Origin of the sequence: Rhizobium sp. Root483D2, from assembly GCF_001426685.1 — a bacterium.
GTDB lineage: Bacteria > Pseudomonadota > Alphaproteobacteria > Rhizobiales > Rhizobiaceae > Pararhizobium > Pararhizobium qamdonense.
On sequence record NZ_LMFB01000001.1, the window covers coordinates 215,274 to 231,788 of the forward strand.

Here is a 16,515-nt window from a genome sequence, read left to right on the forward strand (position 1 = left end):
TGGTTCGGCTGGCTTTCGGCGCGGCGATGCAATCGCATGCGCTGCCCCTCGAGGCCCGTCTGCCCTGGCCCCGCCTGCCCTTGCCCTACCTGCCCTGGCAATATGTGTTTATGCCGGCTCTGCATCAGCGCGCCCACCCGGCAAGGCGGCCCTGAAGGCCGTGGATGTCATCGGCGCCGTCGCTGCTCTCATCCACAGCGCTACCCGGCCGGCCGGCTGGCGCCGGAATGGCGGGTGCCTGATAGGAGGGTGCGAAAGCGGTCTTGGGCGCCTGGCGCTGGACATGGAACTGCCGGATCGTCTGGCCGAGTTCGAGAATGACGCTGTGCAGGTCGGCGCAAGTTTCCCTGGCACCGGCGGCCTGATCGGCACTGTCGCCGATTTCAGCGCCGATCCGGCCGAGACCGGCGGTCGCGGACTGCAGACCTGTGACCTGTCCGGCCGTTTCCTCGGCAATGCCGGCGATGGCATCGTTGATGCCGCGCACCTGCTCGACAATATTGCTGATGGCATCCTGCGTGCGGCCAACGCGTTCGACGCCCGCCTCGACCTGGGATTTGGTGCTGGAGACCAGCTGCTTGATTTCCCGCGCGGCGTCGCCCGAGCGCTGCGCCAAAGCGCGGACTTCCTGGGCGACGACGGCGAAGCCGCGGCCGCTTTCGCCGGCGCGCGCCGCCTCGATGCCGGCATTCAGCGCGAGAAGATTGGTCTGGAAGGCAATTTCATCGATAACGCCGATGATCTGGCCAATTTTTTCGGCGGACGCTTCGATATCGGCCATGGCGGATATGGCTTGTCCCGCAATCTCGCCGCTCTTTTCGGCCGACTGGCGGGTCGCAGCGACGCTCTTTTCGGCGGCCCGCGTCTGGCCAGCATTGTGCCGGACCCGGTCGACGATGGCACCGAGCGACATGACAGTCTCGCCAAGCACTTCGGACTGGTCCTTGGCGCGCTGGGCAAACTGTGCGGTCTGGCCGGTAAGATCGCGCGAGGAGGTTTCCATCGCCGTGGCGCGGTCGGAAAGGCCGATGAACTCGTTCTGGATGACATCGAGTGCGCCGTTCAATTCCATGGCCAGCGGCTGATAGGCCGCAGGCACGTCGCTGGCGGTACGGACGGAGAGATCACCCCGGCCAAGCGCCTGGGTGACGCCGCCAAACAGGGCAAGCGCCTCGGCCTCGCCCGCCTTGCGCTGTTCGGCAAGCTGGCGCTGGTGGCTGTGGCGCTGTTCGTTGAAGCGCAGGGAAACGGAAATTTCGGTATCGACAAAAACAGTGCGAACCAGAGCGGCGACGAGGTCGGTCAGCTCCTTCCTGTTTGCCTTGCCGAGCGACAGCATCGCTTTCGGCCAGAACTGCTCGATCATCGCACCAATCAGGCGCTCAAGCACCACGGCATGACCGGCGATCTGCCAGCGCGGGTCGAGACCCATCTTGCTCTCGGTATCCGACAGAACCTTGACACGCTCGGCGTAGAGACTGTCGAACCGGGCGTCGGTCAGCACGCTCCAATGCGAGGCCTGCAGGTCGTGCAGCCGGTCGATCTGGCGGTCACTGGTGAAATGGCGGGCGGCGTCGGGGAAGGTCTGCAGGCGCTGGAACAGGTCGCGCAATGCCAGCTCGACCTCTGCACCCAACGACTGGCGATGCTTGCGCAGAACTGCGGTCTGGTCTTCATCGAGCCCGGCAAAACGCAAGCGCTCCAGCAGACTGCCTGCCTGAGCCCTTCTCGTCTGATCTGGCGATGTTTCCTGCCTCACGCTTTTCCCCGGTCCGGTATTCGCTTCTGGAAACCCCATGGCTCTCAGAAATATTCTGTAGAAAATCAAACTCTTGCAGCATGTCCGCGCACCGATAAGCGCACGGCGCATCCACTCGCCAACGGATGGTTTCCCAACGGATGGTTTCAAGGGGCGTTGCCCAAGCGTGCCGCCTTGCAAGACACACATGGCAAAGGCCGCAATGCCGCCTCGCCACGGCGATCGGCCGCTACGTTCCCAAGAAATATCCGGTGAAAGTGCATACCGGATCAGAACCGGTTCGTCGGTACGGCGTCATGCCTTGCGGGGAAGTAGATTTTCCCACTCCAACGTGTACGACCATGTTTATGGTTAATTCCTTGCTTGAAGGTTAACGGTTGATCGTCCGTATCTTCTTTCAATAAGATTGCGCGCATATTGCCTCGACCCGGCGCAACCTCCTATAAAATGGGGGTTTGCGGCGGATCGAGAAACAACAGGTTTTCAATGGTAAAACTTGAGAGTTGATCTTGGCAGACCCCGCCATTAACTACTGCCTATTCTGACCGGCGTAAGCCATGCGCAAGCATAGCCGGACTAAGTGAAGCGGCATCATGATGATGACGTAGAAGGAACGGGCAATGATTGTTCTGGGACTAAGCGCTACGCTTATCGCCACCCTTACACTGGCAGCGGTCTCCATCCTCCTCAATATCGAGCATGACCGTAAGTCATTGAACGCCCGGATTTTCTAGGAAATAGTTGAACCGCACTTGCGCTGGCAAGCATTGACGCCTGCAAGCGGCGCATGTTTGCGAGATCCGGCAGCGGCGGGAAAGCCAGGTATTTATATGCCACTGCGGCAAGATGATCCGGAGGCGCGGTTTACGGAGACTGTTGCCGGCGATCTTCAATGCGGAACGGACGGCGCAAGCTTGGACGACAAAGCGTGAACGAGCTCTGCCCAGCGGGCCGCATAGGCCGCATAAGCTTGCGAAACCTCACCCTCGAATTCCACCGTATGCGCCTGCGCCCGGCTGCCGTCGGCAAGGCATGCGGCGCCCAGGCTGGTGCCGGTGGCGCTCTGGCTGCCGATCAGCACCGGACGCCTAGTTGCGGCTTTCAGCATGCGCAGATAGCTTGAATTGACCGCAAACGGCCCCTCGACGACGATCTCGCCTTCGGCGCCGATCAGGTCCAGTGAACTCGCCGTCATCATCGCCAGGTGGAAGGAGACGACGGCAAGCCGTTGCGGGCCCGTGAGGGAGGCCTCGTCACAGGTCCAGCGCGCGCCTGCATGCGGGAATGGCCCGGAGCCTTCCGGCACCGAGGGCAACAGCATCCACTGCGCGGCGGCAACCTGCGCCTCCATCTCTTCGGATACCTCGACCGTTGCATCGGGGATAAGGGTCGAGAATGCCCGTCCGCCCATGAAACGGGCGGAGGGAACGGGATCGCCGAGCGCATTGACATTGATCAGCGTGTCGCGCGCCTCGTCGAGCGCCACCTTGCGCGCGCCCATCGCCATCATCACCACCCAGGTGCCGGTGGACACGACCGAGAAGGGTGCCGCCCGCGTCAGCACATGCGGCAAAAGCGAGGAGTTGGAATCGTGGATACCGCAATAGACCGGCAGCCCCTCCGGCAGGCTGGCATCCCGTGCGGCCTGCGGCGTCAAGCCGCCGAGAATATCGCTGGCGCGGCGCACCGGCGCAAACAGCGGACGCCAGCCACGGGCATCGACCATGGTAGAAAAATCTGCGGTATAGGGGTTCCACAGATCGGTATGGCAGCCGAGCGAGGTCAGTTCCGTCGAGCGAACCCCGGTCAGGCGGTAGGACCAGTATTGCGCATAGGTGAGGATACTGGCGACCTTAGCGAAACGGTCGGGATAGGTCTGTTCCTGCCAGTAGATCTGGGCGCCGATATTCAACCCCATCGGCAATCTGGCGGCACCGGTTTCGGCAAAGGGCGGACGCACCTTTTCATAAGCGTCCGCCAGCGTGTCGGGGCCGGTGAATTCATAGTCGAGCAGCGGCAGGGCAAGATCGCCGTTCTTGTCGAGCAGGACGGCGGTTGCCCCATGGGTGGTGACCGAGATCGCATCGAACGGTGTCTCTTCGTACAGCGCAGCGAGGCTCTGAGTGATGAAGCGGTACAGACGCTCGACGTCGAAATGCGGGTAGAGGCCTTCGGAGACGACGCTGTTTGCGGTCTTGCGCACGGCCGTTTCCTCGAACCGGTCGAGATCGACCAAAGCGACCTTGGCATTCGTCTTGCCGATATCGATGACAGCGATGGTTTTCATGGCATTACTTCATGTGAAAGACGGTTGTCAGCGGCACGGCGACAGGCTCGTTACCGGCCTTCACCTCCATGATATCAGCCATATGGGCCCACCATTTCTGCATCACCGGATGGTTCGGCAGATCGGCCATGGTGTGGTCATCGCGCCGCCAGAGAACGCCGAACAGAAGGCCGGTTTCCTCGTCGAGATGGATTGAATAATCGGAAACACCGGCATCGGTCAGAAGTGCTGCCAGTTCCGGCCAGATCGCATCATGGCGGGCCTTGTATTCCCCGGCCATGCCCGGATTGAGCCGCATGCGGAACGCATATTTTTCCATGGGTATCCTCAATGCGCCCGGCGGCGGGCGCGCGACCACAGAATCGGCAATGCGATGACGGAAATCAACAGCACGCCGATGAAGATTGACATGACGATACCCGGCACGTTCAGGAGCCCGAAGCCGAAGGTGACCATGCCCATGATGAAGGCGGCCAGCACCACGCCCGGAATGGTGCCGGAGCCGCCAAGGATGCTGACGCCGCCAAGCACCACCATCGTCACCACTTCCAGCTCGACGCCGAGCGCAATCGACGGGCGGGTGGAGCCGAGGCGCGAGGTCAGGCAGATCGAGGCGATGCCCGCCATCAGGCCCGTGAGCAAAAACAGGATGAACTTGACCCGGCCGACCCGGACGCCGGAAAACAGCGCTGCCGTCTGGTTGTTGCCGATGGCATAGACGGCGCGGCCGAAATTGGTCTTGTGCAGCAGTACGCTGTAGATGATGGCGAAGAACACGAACAGCGCGAATTCGAACGAGAACACCCACCAGACATAGCCCTGGCCGAAATAGGCAAAGCTCGCCGGATAGCCCGTATAGGCCTTATCCCCGAGGATGATGAAGGACAGGCCGCGAAACAGGCTCATCGTGCCAATCGTGACGACGATCGAGGGCAGGCCAAGCCCCGTGATCAAAAGGCCGTTGACCGCGCCGCAGACGAGACCGGTGCCAAGGCCGACGACGACCAGCATCGGCGTATCGGCGCCCATGGTGACGGCAAGCCCCATGGCTGTCGACGACAGGGCGATGATCGAGGCAACGGAAAGGTCGATCTCGCCGGAAATGATCACCAGCGCCATGGCAAAGGCGATCAGCGCCTTTTCAGTGAAATTGAACGTCGCGTCGGAGAGGTTCCAAGGATCGAGGAAATAAGGCGAGGCAAACGAGTTGATGGCAAAGATCAGGATCGCCACGACCAGCAGCAGGCTTTCCCAGCTTTTCAGCGCACGGCTGCCCCGGCTCTGCAGCCGGTCCGGAATGATCCTCGGTGAAAGATGCGTTTCCGCCATCAGACCGCCTCCGCTTTCTTCAAAATGACACGGCCCTTGCGCTTCTCGGTCCGGGCATTGACCGCGACCGCGATGATGATCACCGTTCCGGAAATCGCCAGCTGGGCAAAGGGCGAGATATTGATGACCGGCAGCGCATTCTTGATAACGCCGAGAAACAGGCTGCCGAGCACGGCACCGCCGACGGAACCGATGCCACCGGCAATCGAAATGCCGCCGATGACGCAGGCCGCGATGATATCGAGTTCGAAGCCGGCGGCGATATCGACATAGGCGACCGCATAGCGCGACACCCAGAGATAGCCGGAAAGCCCGGCAAGACCGCCCGACAGGCAATAGGCGAGGAACCGAGTGCGGCCGACATCGATGCCGGTATAGACGGCGGCATGCGGATTGCCACCGACGGCAAAGAAGGCACGGCCGACCGGCGTGCGCGTCATCAGGATATAGACGGCGGCGATGGCCAGAACCGAGAGCCAGGACAGGACCGGAAAGCCGATGAGCGGCGCGCGCGGCAGGGCCTTGAACGCATCGCTCATCTGATGGGCGTTGATCCAGGCGCCTTTGCTCAAGAGAAAGATCGTGCCCCGGAAAATGGTCAGCGTGCCGAGCGTCACGACGATCGGCGGAATGTCGAGCTTCCAGACCAGCAGGCCGTTGATCGAGCCGAGTGCGGCGCCGAGCGCCACCACGGCGAGGATGACCAGCGGGATCGGGATGCCCGGAAAGGCGGCATTGACCATTGCGGCGACCATGCCTGACAACGCCAGATTGGCGGCCATCGACAGATCGATGCAGCGCGTCAGGATGACCGCCATCTGGCCGAGCGCCAGGATGATGAGGATCGAGGTGTCATTATAGACGCGCGCCAGATTGGCGGGGGCCACGAAACCCGGGAAGCGCAGCGCGATCAGGAAGACCAGAGCGATGATAGCGATGACCAGAAGGATTTCACGGTTCTTCAGCAGCTTTGCCATTATGCGGCCTCCCCGATGCCGGCGGCGGCCCGGACCAGCTTTTCCGCCGTCAGCTCGGTGCGTTCGAAACGCCCGGCGATGCGGCCTTCGCGCATGACGATGACGCGGTCGGCCATGCCCATGATTTCGGGAATTTCGGAGGAGACCATTATGACGCTCAACCCCTGCCCTGCCAGTTCGCTCATGAAGGCATGCACCGCAGCCTTGGAGCCGATATCGATGCCCTTGGTCGGCTCATCCAGAATGATCACCTTCGGCTGCGTCGCCAGCCATTTGGCGATGACCACCTTCTGCTGGTTGCCGCCCGACAGCGTGCCGACATCCTGATCGAGCGAGGCGGCGCGCAGGTCGAGGCGCTGCGTATATTCGCGCGCCAGGGCAAATTCATTGGCAAGCTTGAGGAAGCCGGAGCGGGATGTTTTCTGCAGCGAGGGCAGCGTGACGTTCTGGAAGATCGGCAGGCCGATAATGGCGCCCTGACGGCCGCGCTCTTCCGGCACATAGACGATACCGGCCTCGATCGCTTCGGCGGGAGAGCGGATGACGAGGACGTCGCCATTCAACTTGATCGCCCCGGCTGATGGCCTTGTGATGCCGATCAGCGACTGCATGAATTCGGAACGGCCGGCACCGATCAGGCCGTAGAAGCCGAGGATTTCGCCGCGCCGCAGTTCGAAATTGATGTCTTCAAATTCGGTCGGATGGCGATAGCCCGAAACCGTCAGGACCGGCTCGCCGATGGCAACATCGACCTTGGGGAAGACCTGGCCGACATCGCGGCCGATCATCATCTTCACCAGTTGATCCTGGTTCACATCGGCAATCAGGCCCTCGCCAACCATGCCGCCATCGCGAAACACGGTATAGCGGTCGGCGATGCGGAAGATCTCATCGAACTTGTGGCTGATGAACAGGATCGCCTTGCCATCCGCCTTCAGCCGGTCGATCAGCTCATAGAGCTCGTGGATTTCCTTGTGCGACAGGGCCGCCGTCGGCTCATCCATGATGACAACGCTGGCATCGATCGACAGGGCGCGGGCAATCGCCACCATATGCTTGTTGGCGATGCCCAAATCGCGCAACCGGATGGTCGGATCGATGTTTGCGCCGACGCGGGCGAGCAGGTCGCGGGCATTATTGTTGAGTTTCGTCCAGTCGATCAGGCCGAAACGGCCGCGTGGTGCGTGGCCGAGAAAGATGTTTTCAGCGACCGACAATTCGTCAAACAGCACCGTTTCCTGATGGATGGCGGTGACCCCGGCATGGGCCGCAGACAGGGCGGTGGGAAAATGGGTTTCCGTGCCAGCGACACGGATCGTGCCGCCGTCCGGCTGGTAGATGCCGGTGAGGATCTTGACGAGGGTCGATTTGCCCGCACCATTTTCGCCGATCAGCGCCGTGACCGAACCGGGATACAGAGCGAGCGAGACCCCAGACAGCGCTTTCACGCCCGGAAAGGACTTGGATATGCCCTCAAGAGCAACGGCGGGCTTCATCCGCGATGTGGTCGTTTCCTGCAGCAAGAGGCAATCCACCGTTTGGGTTTGATTGGAATAGCGGGGGCTCGGCGACCTCCCTCTTCTCCCCAGCGGGGAGAAGGTGACCCGAAGGGTCGGATGAGGGGGCCAGCGGCATCGTCAGCATATGCCGCACCACCCCCTCATCGCCTCGTTTCACTCGGCACTTCTCCCCGCTGGGGAGAAGAGAACCTTCAACTCAGAAGATCTTTGCGAACTCTTCGACGTTCTTGGCGTCATAGACGAACGGGTCGGCCATGGCGCCTTCGTTGTTGTCGTCGAGCTTGACGGTGCCCATGCGGCCCATCTTCAGTTCGGCGCCCGGCTTGGCTTCAGCGCCGCCGATCAGGTCATAGGCAATCATGGTGGCGGAATAGCCGAGGTCGATCGGGTTCCAGATGGCGAAGGACTTCGACGAGCCGGCCTTGACGTGACCGGCCATTTCCGAGGGAAGGCCGAGACCGGTGACGTTGATCTGGCCGACCTTGCCGGCGTCTTCGACAGCTTGCGCTGCGGCAACGATGCCCACGGAAGTCGGCGCGATGATCGCCTTCAGGTTCGGGTAGGACTGGATCAGGCCCTGCGTCTCGCGGTAGGACTTGTCGGCAAGGTCGTCGCCATAGACGGTGGCTACGACGTTGATGCCCTTGTAGTTGCCCTGGACCTTCTTCATTTCCTCGATCCAGACATTCTGGTTGGTCGAGGTGGCGGTTGCCGAGAGAACGGCGACATCGCCGCCATCCGGCAGCTGGTCGGCGGCAAGCTTGATGATCATGTTGCCGATCAGCGGGCTGGACGACGGGTTGAGATGCATCAGGCGGCCGTCCTTGGCGACGCCCGAATCCCAGGAAATCACCTTGATGCCGCGGTCCATCGCCTTTTTCAGGGCCGGAACCAGCGCGTCCGTATCGTTGGCGGAGACAGCGATCGCATCGACCTTCTGGGCGATCAGCGAATTGATGACTTCGATCTGGCCTTCGGCCGTCGTCGTCGTCGGGCCGGTGTAGATCACCTCGACATCGCCGAGTTCCTTGGCGGCTTCCTGCGCGCCCTTGTTGGCGGCTTCAAAGAAGCCGATGCCGAGCGCCTTGACAACCAGCGCAATCTTCTTGTTTTCCGCATGCGCGGCGTTTGCCATCAGTGCCAGCGAAACCGCTGTCGTGACCATCAATGCCTTCAGAATTTTCATGACGTTCTCCTCCCAGAAGCCGCGCGGTCACAATGATCGCGTTCGTTCGGCTGTATGCTCTCAAACTCTGCCTATGGGCGTGGAGCCATAGGCGCTTCCCACTCCCCTCCTCCCGCCGGCCTCACGCCGACGAGGAAGCATTCTCTTCAACGATGCCTGACCGCGTATTGGCGATCACCAGACCAACGCCGGCATCTTCGAGCATCTGGACATGCCGGTCCTCGATGCCCTGATCCGTGATCACCGTGGTGATGCGCTTCAGCCCGCACAGAATGAGGCTGGAGCGTTTGTGAAACTTCGACGAGTCGATCAAAACGACGAGTTCATCAGCCTGGTCGATCAGCTTCTGTTCGGCCTGGATCAGCAATGGATCGCCCTCCATCAGCCCGAGCGGACCCAGCCCCTGCGCGCCCATGAACATGCGGCGCGCATAGAAATTGCGGGTCACGTCATTGTCGAAGGGGCTGAGGATGATGTTCTGTTCGCGGTAGATCGTGCCGCCGGATAGCATCACGGTGTTCTTCGAGTGCTTGAGCAGATGCTCGGCGATCGGGAACGAATTGGTGAACACCTGCATGCGGCGATTGGCGAGAAAATGCACCATCTGGAATGTCGTGGTGCCGCCATTGATGATGATCGGCTCGCCATCCTGGCAGAGCGCCACCGCCTCCTTTGCGATCGCCTGCTTCTGGCGGGCATGCAAGCCTTCATTGACGCTGAACGGACGCCCGGCAAGACCGACGAACTGCGGGGGATTGATGGCTTCCGCGCCGCCGCGCACCCGGCGCAGGCGCTTTTGCACATGCAGCGCCGCGATATCCCTGCGGATCGTCGCTTCAGAACTATCGGTCAGATCGACCAGTTCAGGCACGGTGATGACCGGCTTGTCCTGGACCGCTGACAGAATGATCCTGTGTCGCTCTTTCTCGTGCATCCGGCTCCTCCAATCGTTTCCATGCTTCCATCACGACCGCGCAATGTCAATCACAAACAATCATATTTTTTCATTGTGCAGTGCAATATGACTGGTTTTGATCGTTTCTGATTGACATCTCGCCGATCTTTGTGTGATCTGATCGCAACGAATGCGCTCTTTGTCCCGAAAAATCGACCGGGCCGGCGCAGAATTGACCGGGAGGAATGATCGATGCTCGACAAGCAACAAGGCTCGCGCCTTGCCAATCTGTGGGACGACGCCAAGGCAGACGCGATGAGCGAAGCCGAGCGGCTGCTCTACCGCTCCAACCTGCTCGGTTCCGACAAGCGCATCACCAATTACGGCGGCGGCAATACGTCCGCCAAGGTCATGGAAAAGGATCCGCTCGGCGGCGGCATGGTCGAGGTGCTCTGGGTCAAGGGTTCCGGCGGCGACGTCGGCACGATCAAGATGGACGGCTTTTCGACACTCTATATGGAGAAGCTCGAAGCGCTGAAGGGCCTTTATCGTGGGCTCGAACATGAAGACGAAATGGTCGGCTACCTCCCCCATTGCACCTTCAACCTCAATCCGCGCGCAGCTTCGATCGATACGCCCTTACATGCCTATGTGCCGCGCAAGCATGTCGATCACATGCATCCGGACGCGATCATCGCCATTGCCGCCTCCAGCAATAGCCGCGAACTGACGCAGACAATCTTCGGCGGCGATATCGGCTGGCTGCCCTGGAAGCGTCCCGGCTTCGAGCTCGGCCTCTGGCTGTCGAAATTCTGCGCGGAAAATCCGAACGCACGCGGACTGATCCTGGAAAGCCACGGTCTCTTCACCTGGGGCGATACGGCGAAGGAAGCCTACGAGACCACGGTCGAGATCATCAACAAGGCGATTGCCTGGTTTGAAACGGAAAACGCCGCTCCGGCCTTTGGCGGTGCGGTCAAGCCGGTTCTGCCTGCCGCTGAGCGCCACGCCGTTGCGCAAAAGCTGATGCCGGTCATTCGCGGCATGATTAGCGCGGACGAGCGCAAGCTCGGGCATTTCGACGACAGCGCGGCCGTCCTCGATTTCGTCACGTCAAAGAACCTCGAACCGCTGGCGGCACTCGGCACATCCTGCCCCGACCATTTCCTGCGCACCAAGATCCGCCCGCTGGTGATCGATTTCGATCCGGCCAACCCGGATATCGACACGACACTCGCCGGCCTTGAGGCCGCAATCGCCGAATACCGCGCCGGTTATGCCGCCTATTACGAGCGCTGCAAGCGCGCCAACAGCCCGGCGATGCGCGACCCCAACGCGGTCGTCTATCTGATCCCCGGCGTCGGCATGATCACCTTTGCCAAGGACAAGGCAACGGCGCGCATTTCCGGCGAATTCTACGTCAACGCCATCAATGTCATGCGCGGCGCCTCCGGCGTCTCGACCTATGTTGGGCTTCCGGAACAGGAAGCCTTCGACATCGAATACTGGCTGCTTGAGGAAGCCAAGCTGCAGCGCATGCCGAAGCCGAAAATGCTGGCCGGCAAGATCGCGCTCGTCACGGGCGGCGCCGGCGGCATCGGCAAGGCGACGGCCCACCGCCTGATGCAGGAGGGCGCCTGCGTGGTGCTTGCCGATATCGACGAAACGGCCCTTGCCTCGGCCTTGAGCGAACTCGGCGGCCGCTACGGCAAGGATTTCGTCCGCGCCGTCACCATGAACGTCACCGATGAGGCTGCCGTCGAGAAGAGCTTTGCCGATACACTGCTGGAATTTGGCGGTCTCGACATTCTGGTTTCCAATGCCGGATTAGCGTCCTCGGCGCCGATCGAGGACACGACGCTGTCGCTCTGGAACAAGAACATGGATATCCTGGCGACCGGATATTTCCTGGTGTCGCGCGAAGCCTTCCGCATCTTCCGCAACCAGAAAGCCGGCGGCAATGTCGTCTTCGTCGCCTCCAAGAACGGCCTTGCCGCCTCGCCCGGCGCATCGGCCTATTGCACGGCGAAGGCCGCCGAAATCCACCTTGCCCGCTGCCTGGCGCTCGAAGGCGCATCCGCGCAGATCCGCGTCAACGTCGTCAACCCGGATGCGGTTTTGCGCGGCTCGAAGATCTGGTCGGGCGAGTGGAAGGAACAGCGCGCCGCCGTCTACAAGACGGATATGGAAGGGCTGGAAGCGATGTACCGCGAGCGCTCGATGCTGAAACTGAGCGTCTTCCCGGAGGATATCGCCGAGGCCATCTACTTCCTCGCCTCCGACATGTCGGCCAAATCCACCGGCAACATCATCAATGTCGATGCGGGCAATGCCCAGTCTTTCACACGCTGATGTCATTCACACGCTGATTATCGGCGCAAAATAATCCAGATGGCATGGATGATGCCGGGGATATAGCCGCACAGCGTCAGGAGGATGTTCAGCCAAAACTGCAGGCCGATGCCGACCTGCAGGAAGACGCCGACGGGCGGCAGAAGAATGGAAAGAAGAATACGGACGATGTCCAAAATGGCCTCCGAGGGGTTCAACGATCGAGACGCCGTAACGCGGACAGCGCAGAAAAGTTCAAATGCTGGGAGAAAACATGAGCGAATTCATCATCGGGCCTGACATCGTCGCTGGGGATAACGAGGCGCGCATCGCCGATATCAAGGCGGATTACGACCATCTCGGCGCGCAGCTGGCCCGGCGCGGCATCGATATCGAAGCCGTCAAAGCGAAAGTATCCGCTTACGGAGTTGCCGTCCCGTCCTGGGGCGTCGGCACCGGCGGAACCCGCTTTGCCCGCTTTCCCGGCACCGGCGAGCCACGGCATATCTTCGACAAGATCGAGGATTGTTCGGTCATCCAGCAATTGACCAAGGCGACGCCCACCGTGTCGCTGCATATCCCTTGGGACAAGGTGGACGATCTTGCGGAACTGAAGGAAAAGGGCAACGCGCTGGGGCTCGGCTTCGATGCGATGAACTCCAACACCTTCTCCGATGCGGCCGATCAGGCGCATTCCTACAAGTTCGGCTCGCTCAGCCATGCGGATGCGGCAACGCGCCAGCAGGCTGTCGACCATAATCTCGAATGTATCGCCATCGGCACGGCGCTGGGGTCCAAGGCGCTCACCGTCTGGATCGGCGATGGCTCGAACTTTCCCGGACAGGTGAACTTCACCAGGAGTTTCGAGCGTTATCTCGATGCGATGAAGGCCATCTACAAAGGTCTGCCGGACGACTGGAAGATCTTTTCCGAGCATAAGATGTTCGAGCCGGCCTTCTATTCGACGGTTGTGCAGGACTGGGGCACCAACTATCTGATCACCCAGGAACTCGGGCCCAAGGCCCATTGCCTGGTCGATCTCGGCCACCATGCGCCGAACGTCAATATCGAGATGATCGTCGCCCGGTTGATCCAGTTCAAGAAACTCGGCGGTTTCCATTTCAACGATTCCAAATATGGCGACGACGATCTGGATACCGGCTCGATCGACCCTTACCGGCTGTTCCTCGTCTTTAACGAACTGGTGGACGCCGAGACGCGCAAAGCCGACGGTTTTGCGCCGATGCATATGCTCGACCAGAGCCACAATGTCACCGACCCGATCGAAAGCCTGATGAACTCGGCAACCGAGGTCAGCCGCGCCTATGCGCAGGCGCTGCTGGTCGATCGCCAGGCACTGGAAGGCTATCAGGATGGCAATGACGCGTTGATGGCGACCGAGACATTGAAGGCGGCCTTCCGCACCCATGTGGAACCGATCCTGGCCATGTCCCGCTACGAGGCCGGCGGCGCGATTTCACCGGTTTCCGCCTACCGCGCCAGCGGTTACCGCGCCAAGGTTTCCGGCGAACGCCCGGCGTCAAAGAGCGGCGGCGGCGGGATCGTCTAAGCCACTCTCCCCATTGAAATGGGGGGACTAACAAAGCGGCAAACTCATACATTGCCTTTTCCCGTTTGCGGGGAAAGGCACATTCCATGATTTTGCGCCCAGGCGTTGAAAACGCCGATATTTTTTACAATTCTCCCCTTATCGAAAACAGGTTCTTGCCCTAGTTTCTTTTGAAGATACAACGGAAAGGAACCATCCATGGGTATCGAGAGCATTATCGTCTTTTTGATCGTCGGCGCCATTGCCGGCTGGCTTGCAGGCTTGATCGTTTCCGGTTTCGGCTTTGGCCTCGTCGGGAATATCGTCATCGGCATTATCGGCGCCTTCATTGCCGGTTGGCTGTTTCCCTATCTGGGCGTCAGCATCGGCAGCGGCATCCTCGCCGCCATCATCCACTCGACCATCGGCGCGGTCATCCTCCTCGTGCTGATCCGTATCGTCAAGCAAGCCTGACACTGGTCTGGCAGGCCTGACCACAGGCTTGACGCATCCTGGTATCGTGCCGGTCCGCCATTTGCGGCCGGCACGGCATCCATTCTGGAGATATCATGTCCGACACTTATGATTCGCGGATCGAACAAGCGATCCAATCCTTCATTTCCGATCATCCCGGCATGCATACCCGCGAAGAGGCCGTGACCGCGATCCTGATCAACTGGTTCACCAGCCATGGCTACCTGCCGCACGACCAGGAAGGCACGCGCCCGGAAAATCTTGACGCATCCAACGACGACTGAAAAGATCGCGATCAGTCAGTCCACCGTCCGGGCCATCCGGACGGCACCTCTTCAGAAAAGCCGCGCAATCCGATGAGCATCGCTTCCGTCAAGACCTTCTTTGCCGAACACGCCCCCGATATCACCGTGATCGAACTCCCGCAAAGCACCGCGACCGTGGCGCTGGCGGCGCAGGGCCATGGGGTGGAGCCTGCTCAAATTGCCAAGACGCTGGCCCTGCGGGTAGCAGATGATGTCATCCTGATCGTCACGCGCGGCGATGCGCGGCTGGACAACAAGAAATACAAGGCGCGGTTTTCCACCAAGGCCCGCATGCTCGGGCTCGACGAGGTCGAGGAAGAAACCGGCCATCCCGTCGGCGGCGTCTGCCCGTTTGGGCTTGCCAAGCCGCACAAGGTCTATTGCGACATCTCGCTGAGGGCCTATGACGAAGTGGTGCCCGCAGCAGGCGCTCCGCATGCGGCGGTGCGGATCAGCCCCGAACGGATGGCCGAACTTGCTTGCGCCGAATGGATCGACGTATCCGACGTTTGACCTTTCGTGCCTTCGAATGGACACAAAGGTTTCCTTGAAGTTAAGAGGATATGGCGGCGCTTCGCACGGAAGCGCCTTTTGCCATTTTTACCGTCTGAAATGACAGTTTCTAAAATGACGAGGAGTTGACGGCGCAATGAACAGGCTTGTTTGCCCGCTCTTGCTGGCAGTTGCCATTGCGGCACCAGCGGCAGCCATGGATCAGTCACTGGTCAAGCAATTTGAAAAACTCGACCCGCAGACCCGGCTGGAGCAACGCTGCGATACGGAAGCGATGTGGAAGATCAATTCCGATGGAACGTCGTTCAAACCGGACAAGGTCATTGCCTATACATTTGCCGATCCGATCGTCGAAGATAACGATATGCGGGCGCCAGGCGCGGTGTTTCGCAGCAAAGGCGAATGGTACAAGCTTAAATTCAAATGCAGCACGGGGCCAGACCATATCGAGGTCCTGTCATTCAACTATAAGATCGGCGACCTCATTCCGCGCGACGAATGGGACGCCCATTATCTCTATCCTTGAGCCCTGATAGACTTCAGTCGCGGCTGAATTCTTTGCAATCTGAAATGGAGTGAGGGCATCTCAACGATCTCCCCTTCTCCCCAGCGGGGAGAAGAGGGAGAACGCCGACGGCCTGTGTGCGATTTTTCTGCCCGGTGAGGTAGGAGATGCCTGAGTGATCAACAGACGGGCTAAACCACAACAGTTCTTGATCTGCAAAGGCGAGGCGGCACGTTCACCTCATTCTCTCGGTCGCTCTCTGATCGCGGGACTATCGCTTACAGAATGCAGGCTTTGCCGCGATCTCTTCCTTCTCCCCGGCGGGGAGAAGTGCCGAGCGCACGCGAGGCGATGAGGGGGTCTTTCCGCAAGTTCTGAGCGTGCGGCCCCCTCATCCGCCCTTCGGGCACCTTCTCCCCGCTGGGGAGAAGAGGGAGGACGCCGAAATCCCATTCACGATTGCCTTGCCCCGCTTTCGGGAATATGGCGTCAGTCACGCTGCAGCCTCGCCACCTGCACTTTATCGTCCAGCACGAACTCGCCGACACCGGATTTTGCAGCATGTAGGTGAGTATATTACCCCAGCAGCGGTTCTACTGCCACAGGACGAGGTAGAGGATCATGATGGCGGCGAATGATAGCGCAGCCATGATGTTCAAGAGCGTCTTCATGATATGATCCGTCATGCCGCGCCTCCCTTAATCCGCAGGAAATGCTGGGGCCTCATGGTCCCCGCCTGCGGTGATCTTCGCCCGCTTCAGCAGAACCACTCCGCCGATTGCGCCAATCTCTCATCGAGTAACGCACCAGCAAGCGATTTGGGTGCACTCAAAAAAGCGATTATGCTCATATTTGCGCCGCAAAGGTTAAAATAACGTCATATCC

General features: G+C 60.4%; 15 protein-coding genes. 6 read left to right on the forward strand and 9 right to left on the reverse strand.

The genetic code is table 11. From position 1 onward, the window contains the following. Positions 1–124 precede the first annotated feature (124 nt). The 8 genes from ASD32_RS01030 to ASD32_RS01065 all read right to left on the reverse strand — a co-directional run bounded on the left by ASD32_RS01030 (position 125) and on the right by ASD32_RS01065 (position 9,992). Entirely contained in the window at positions 125–1,759 is a 1,635-nt protein-coding gene (locus tag ASD32_RS01030; RefSeq protein ID WP_060636042.1) for a globin-coupled sensor protein, read from the reverse strand. A gap of 889 nt (positions 1,760–2,648) precedes the next feature. Further along, positions 2,649–4,046, reverse strand: a complete 1,398-nt coding sequence (locus ASD32_RS01035) for an FGGY-family carbohydrate kinase (protein WP_060636043.1) — start codon at positions 4,044–4,046, stop codon at positions 2,649–2,651. A gap of 4 nt (positions 4,047–4,050) precedes the next feature. Continuing rightward, positions 4,051–4,365 carry an L-rhamnose mutarotase gene (locus ASD32_RS01040; protein WP_060636044.1) on the reverse strand — a complete coding sequence of 105 codons (315 nt, stop codon included), beginning with the start codon at positions 4,363–4,365 and terminating at the stop codon, positions 4,051–4,053. An 8-nt stretch (positions 4,366–4,373) separates the two neighbouring features. After that, entirely contained in the window at positions 4,374–5,375 is a 1,002-nt protein-coding gene (locus tag ASD32_RS01045) for an ABC transporter permease (RefSeq protein WP_060636045.1), read from the reverse strand. After that, complete coding sequence (locus ASD32_RS01050; protein WP_060636046.1) at positions 5,375–6,355, reverse strand: ABC transporter permease; 981 nt, start codon at positions 6,353–6,355, stop codon at positions 5,375–5,377. Before ASD32_RS01050 ends, ASD32_RS01045 begins: the two co-directional genes overlap by 1 nt. Then, positions 6,352–7,848 (reverse strand): sugar ABC transporter ATP-binding protein, encoded by a 1,497-nt coding sequence (locus ASD32_RS01055; protein ID WP_060636047.1) that lies wholly within the window; start codon positions 7,846–7,848, stop codon positions 6,352–6,354. The genes ASD32_RS01050 and ASD32_RS01055 overlap by 4 nt, the downstream gene beginning before the upstream one ends. 220 nt (positions 7,849–8,068) lie before the next feature. Continuing rightward, complete coding sequence (gene rhaS, locus ASD32_RS01060; protein WP_060636048.1) at positions 8,069–9,058, reverse strand: rhamnose ABC transporter substrate-binding protein; 990 nt, start codon at positions 9,056–9,058, stop codon at positions 8,069–8,071. A 121-nt stretch (positions 9,059–9,179) separates the two neighbouring features. Beyond that, positions 9,180–9,992 carry a DeoR/GlpR family DNA-binding transcription regulator gene (locus ASD32_RS01065; protein WP_060636049.1) on the reverse strand — a complete coding sequence of 271 codons (813 nt, stop codon included), beginning with the start codon at positions 9,990–9,992 and terminating at the stop codon, positions 9,180–9,182. A gap of 213 nt (positions 9,993–10,205) precedes the next feature. Here ASD32_RS01065 and ASD32_RS01070 point away from each other — a divergent pair, with 213 nt between their 5' ends. After that, complete coding sequence (locus ASD32_RS01070; protein WP_060636050.1) at positions 10,206–12,305, forward strand: bifunctional rhamnulose-1-phosphate aldolase/short-chain dehydrogenase; 2,100 nt, start codon at positions 10,206–10,208, stop codon at positions 12,303–12,305. A 17-nt stretch (positions 12,306–12,322) separates the two neighbouring features. Here the strand turns inward: ASD32_RS01070 and ASD32_RS28790 are convergent, their stop codons facing one another. Then, positions 12,323–12,481 carry a YqaE/Pmp3 family membrane protein gene (locus ASD32_RS28790; RefSeq protein ID WP_082546579.1) on the reverse strand — a complete coding sequence of 53 codons (159 nt, stop codon included), beginning with the start codon at positions 12,479–12,481 and terminating at the stop codon, positions 12,323–12,325. 77 nt (positions 12,482–12,558) lie between these two features. On the opposite strand from ASD32_RS28790, the gene rhaI reads away from it, so the two are divergent. The 5 genes from rhaI to ASD32_RS01095 all read left to right on the forward strand — a co-directional run bounded on the left by rhaI (position 12,559) and on the right by ASD32_RS01095 (position 15,651). Continuing rightward, entirely contained in the window at positions 12,559–13,854 is a 1,296-nt protein-coding gene (gene rhaI, locus ASD32_RS01075; RefSeq protein ID WP_060636051.1) for an L-rhamnose catabolism isomerase, read from the forward strand. A gap of 198 nt (positions 13,855–14,052) precedes the next feature. After that, positions 14,053–14,307 (forward strand): GlsB/YeaQ/YmgE family stress response membrane protein, encoded by a 255-nt coding sequence (locus ASD32_RS01080; protein WP_060636052.1) that lies wholly within the window; start codon positions 14,053–14,055, stop codon positions 14,305–14,307. 95 nt (positions 14,308–14,402) lie between these two features. Next, positions 14,403–14,591, forward strand: a complete 189-nt coding sequence (locus tag ASD32_RS01085) for a hypothetical protein (RefSeq protein WP_060636053.1) — start codon at positions 14,403–14,405, stop codon at positions 14,589–14,591. A 72-nt stretch (positions 14,592–14,663) separates the two neighbouring features. Next, positions 14,664–15,125, forward strand: a complete 462-nt coding sequence (locus ASD32_RS01090; RefSeq protein WP_060636054.1) for a YbaK/EbsC family protein — start codon at positions 14,664–14,666, stop codon at positions 15,123–15,125. A 136-nt stretch (positions 15,126–15,261) separates the two neighbouring features. Further along, the gene (locus tag ASD32_RS01095; protein WP_060636055.1) at positions 15,262–15,651 is read left to right on the forward strand and encodes a DUF930 domain-containing protein; all 390 of its coding nucleotides are present in this window, start codon (positions 15,262–15,264) and stop codon (positions 15,649–15,651) included. The last annotated feature ends 864 nt before the right edge of the window (positions 15,652–16,515 follow it).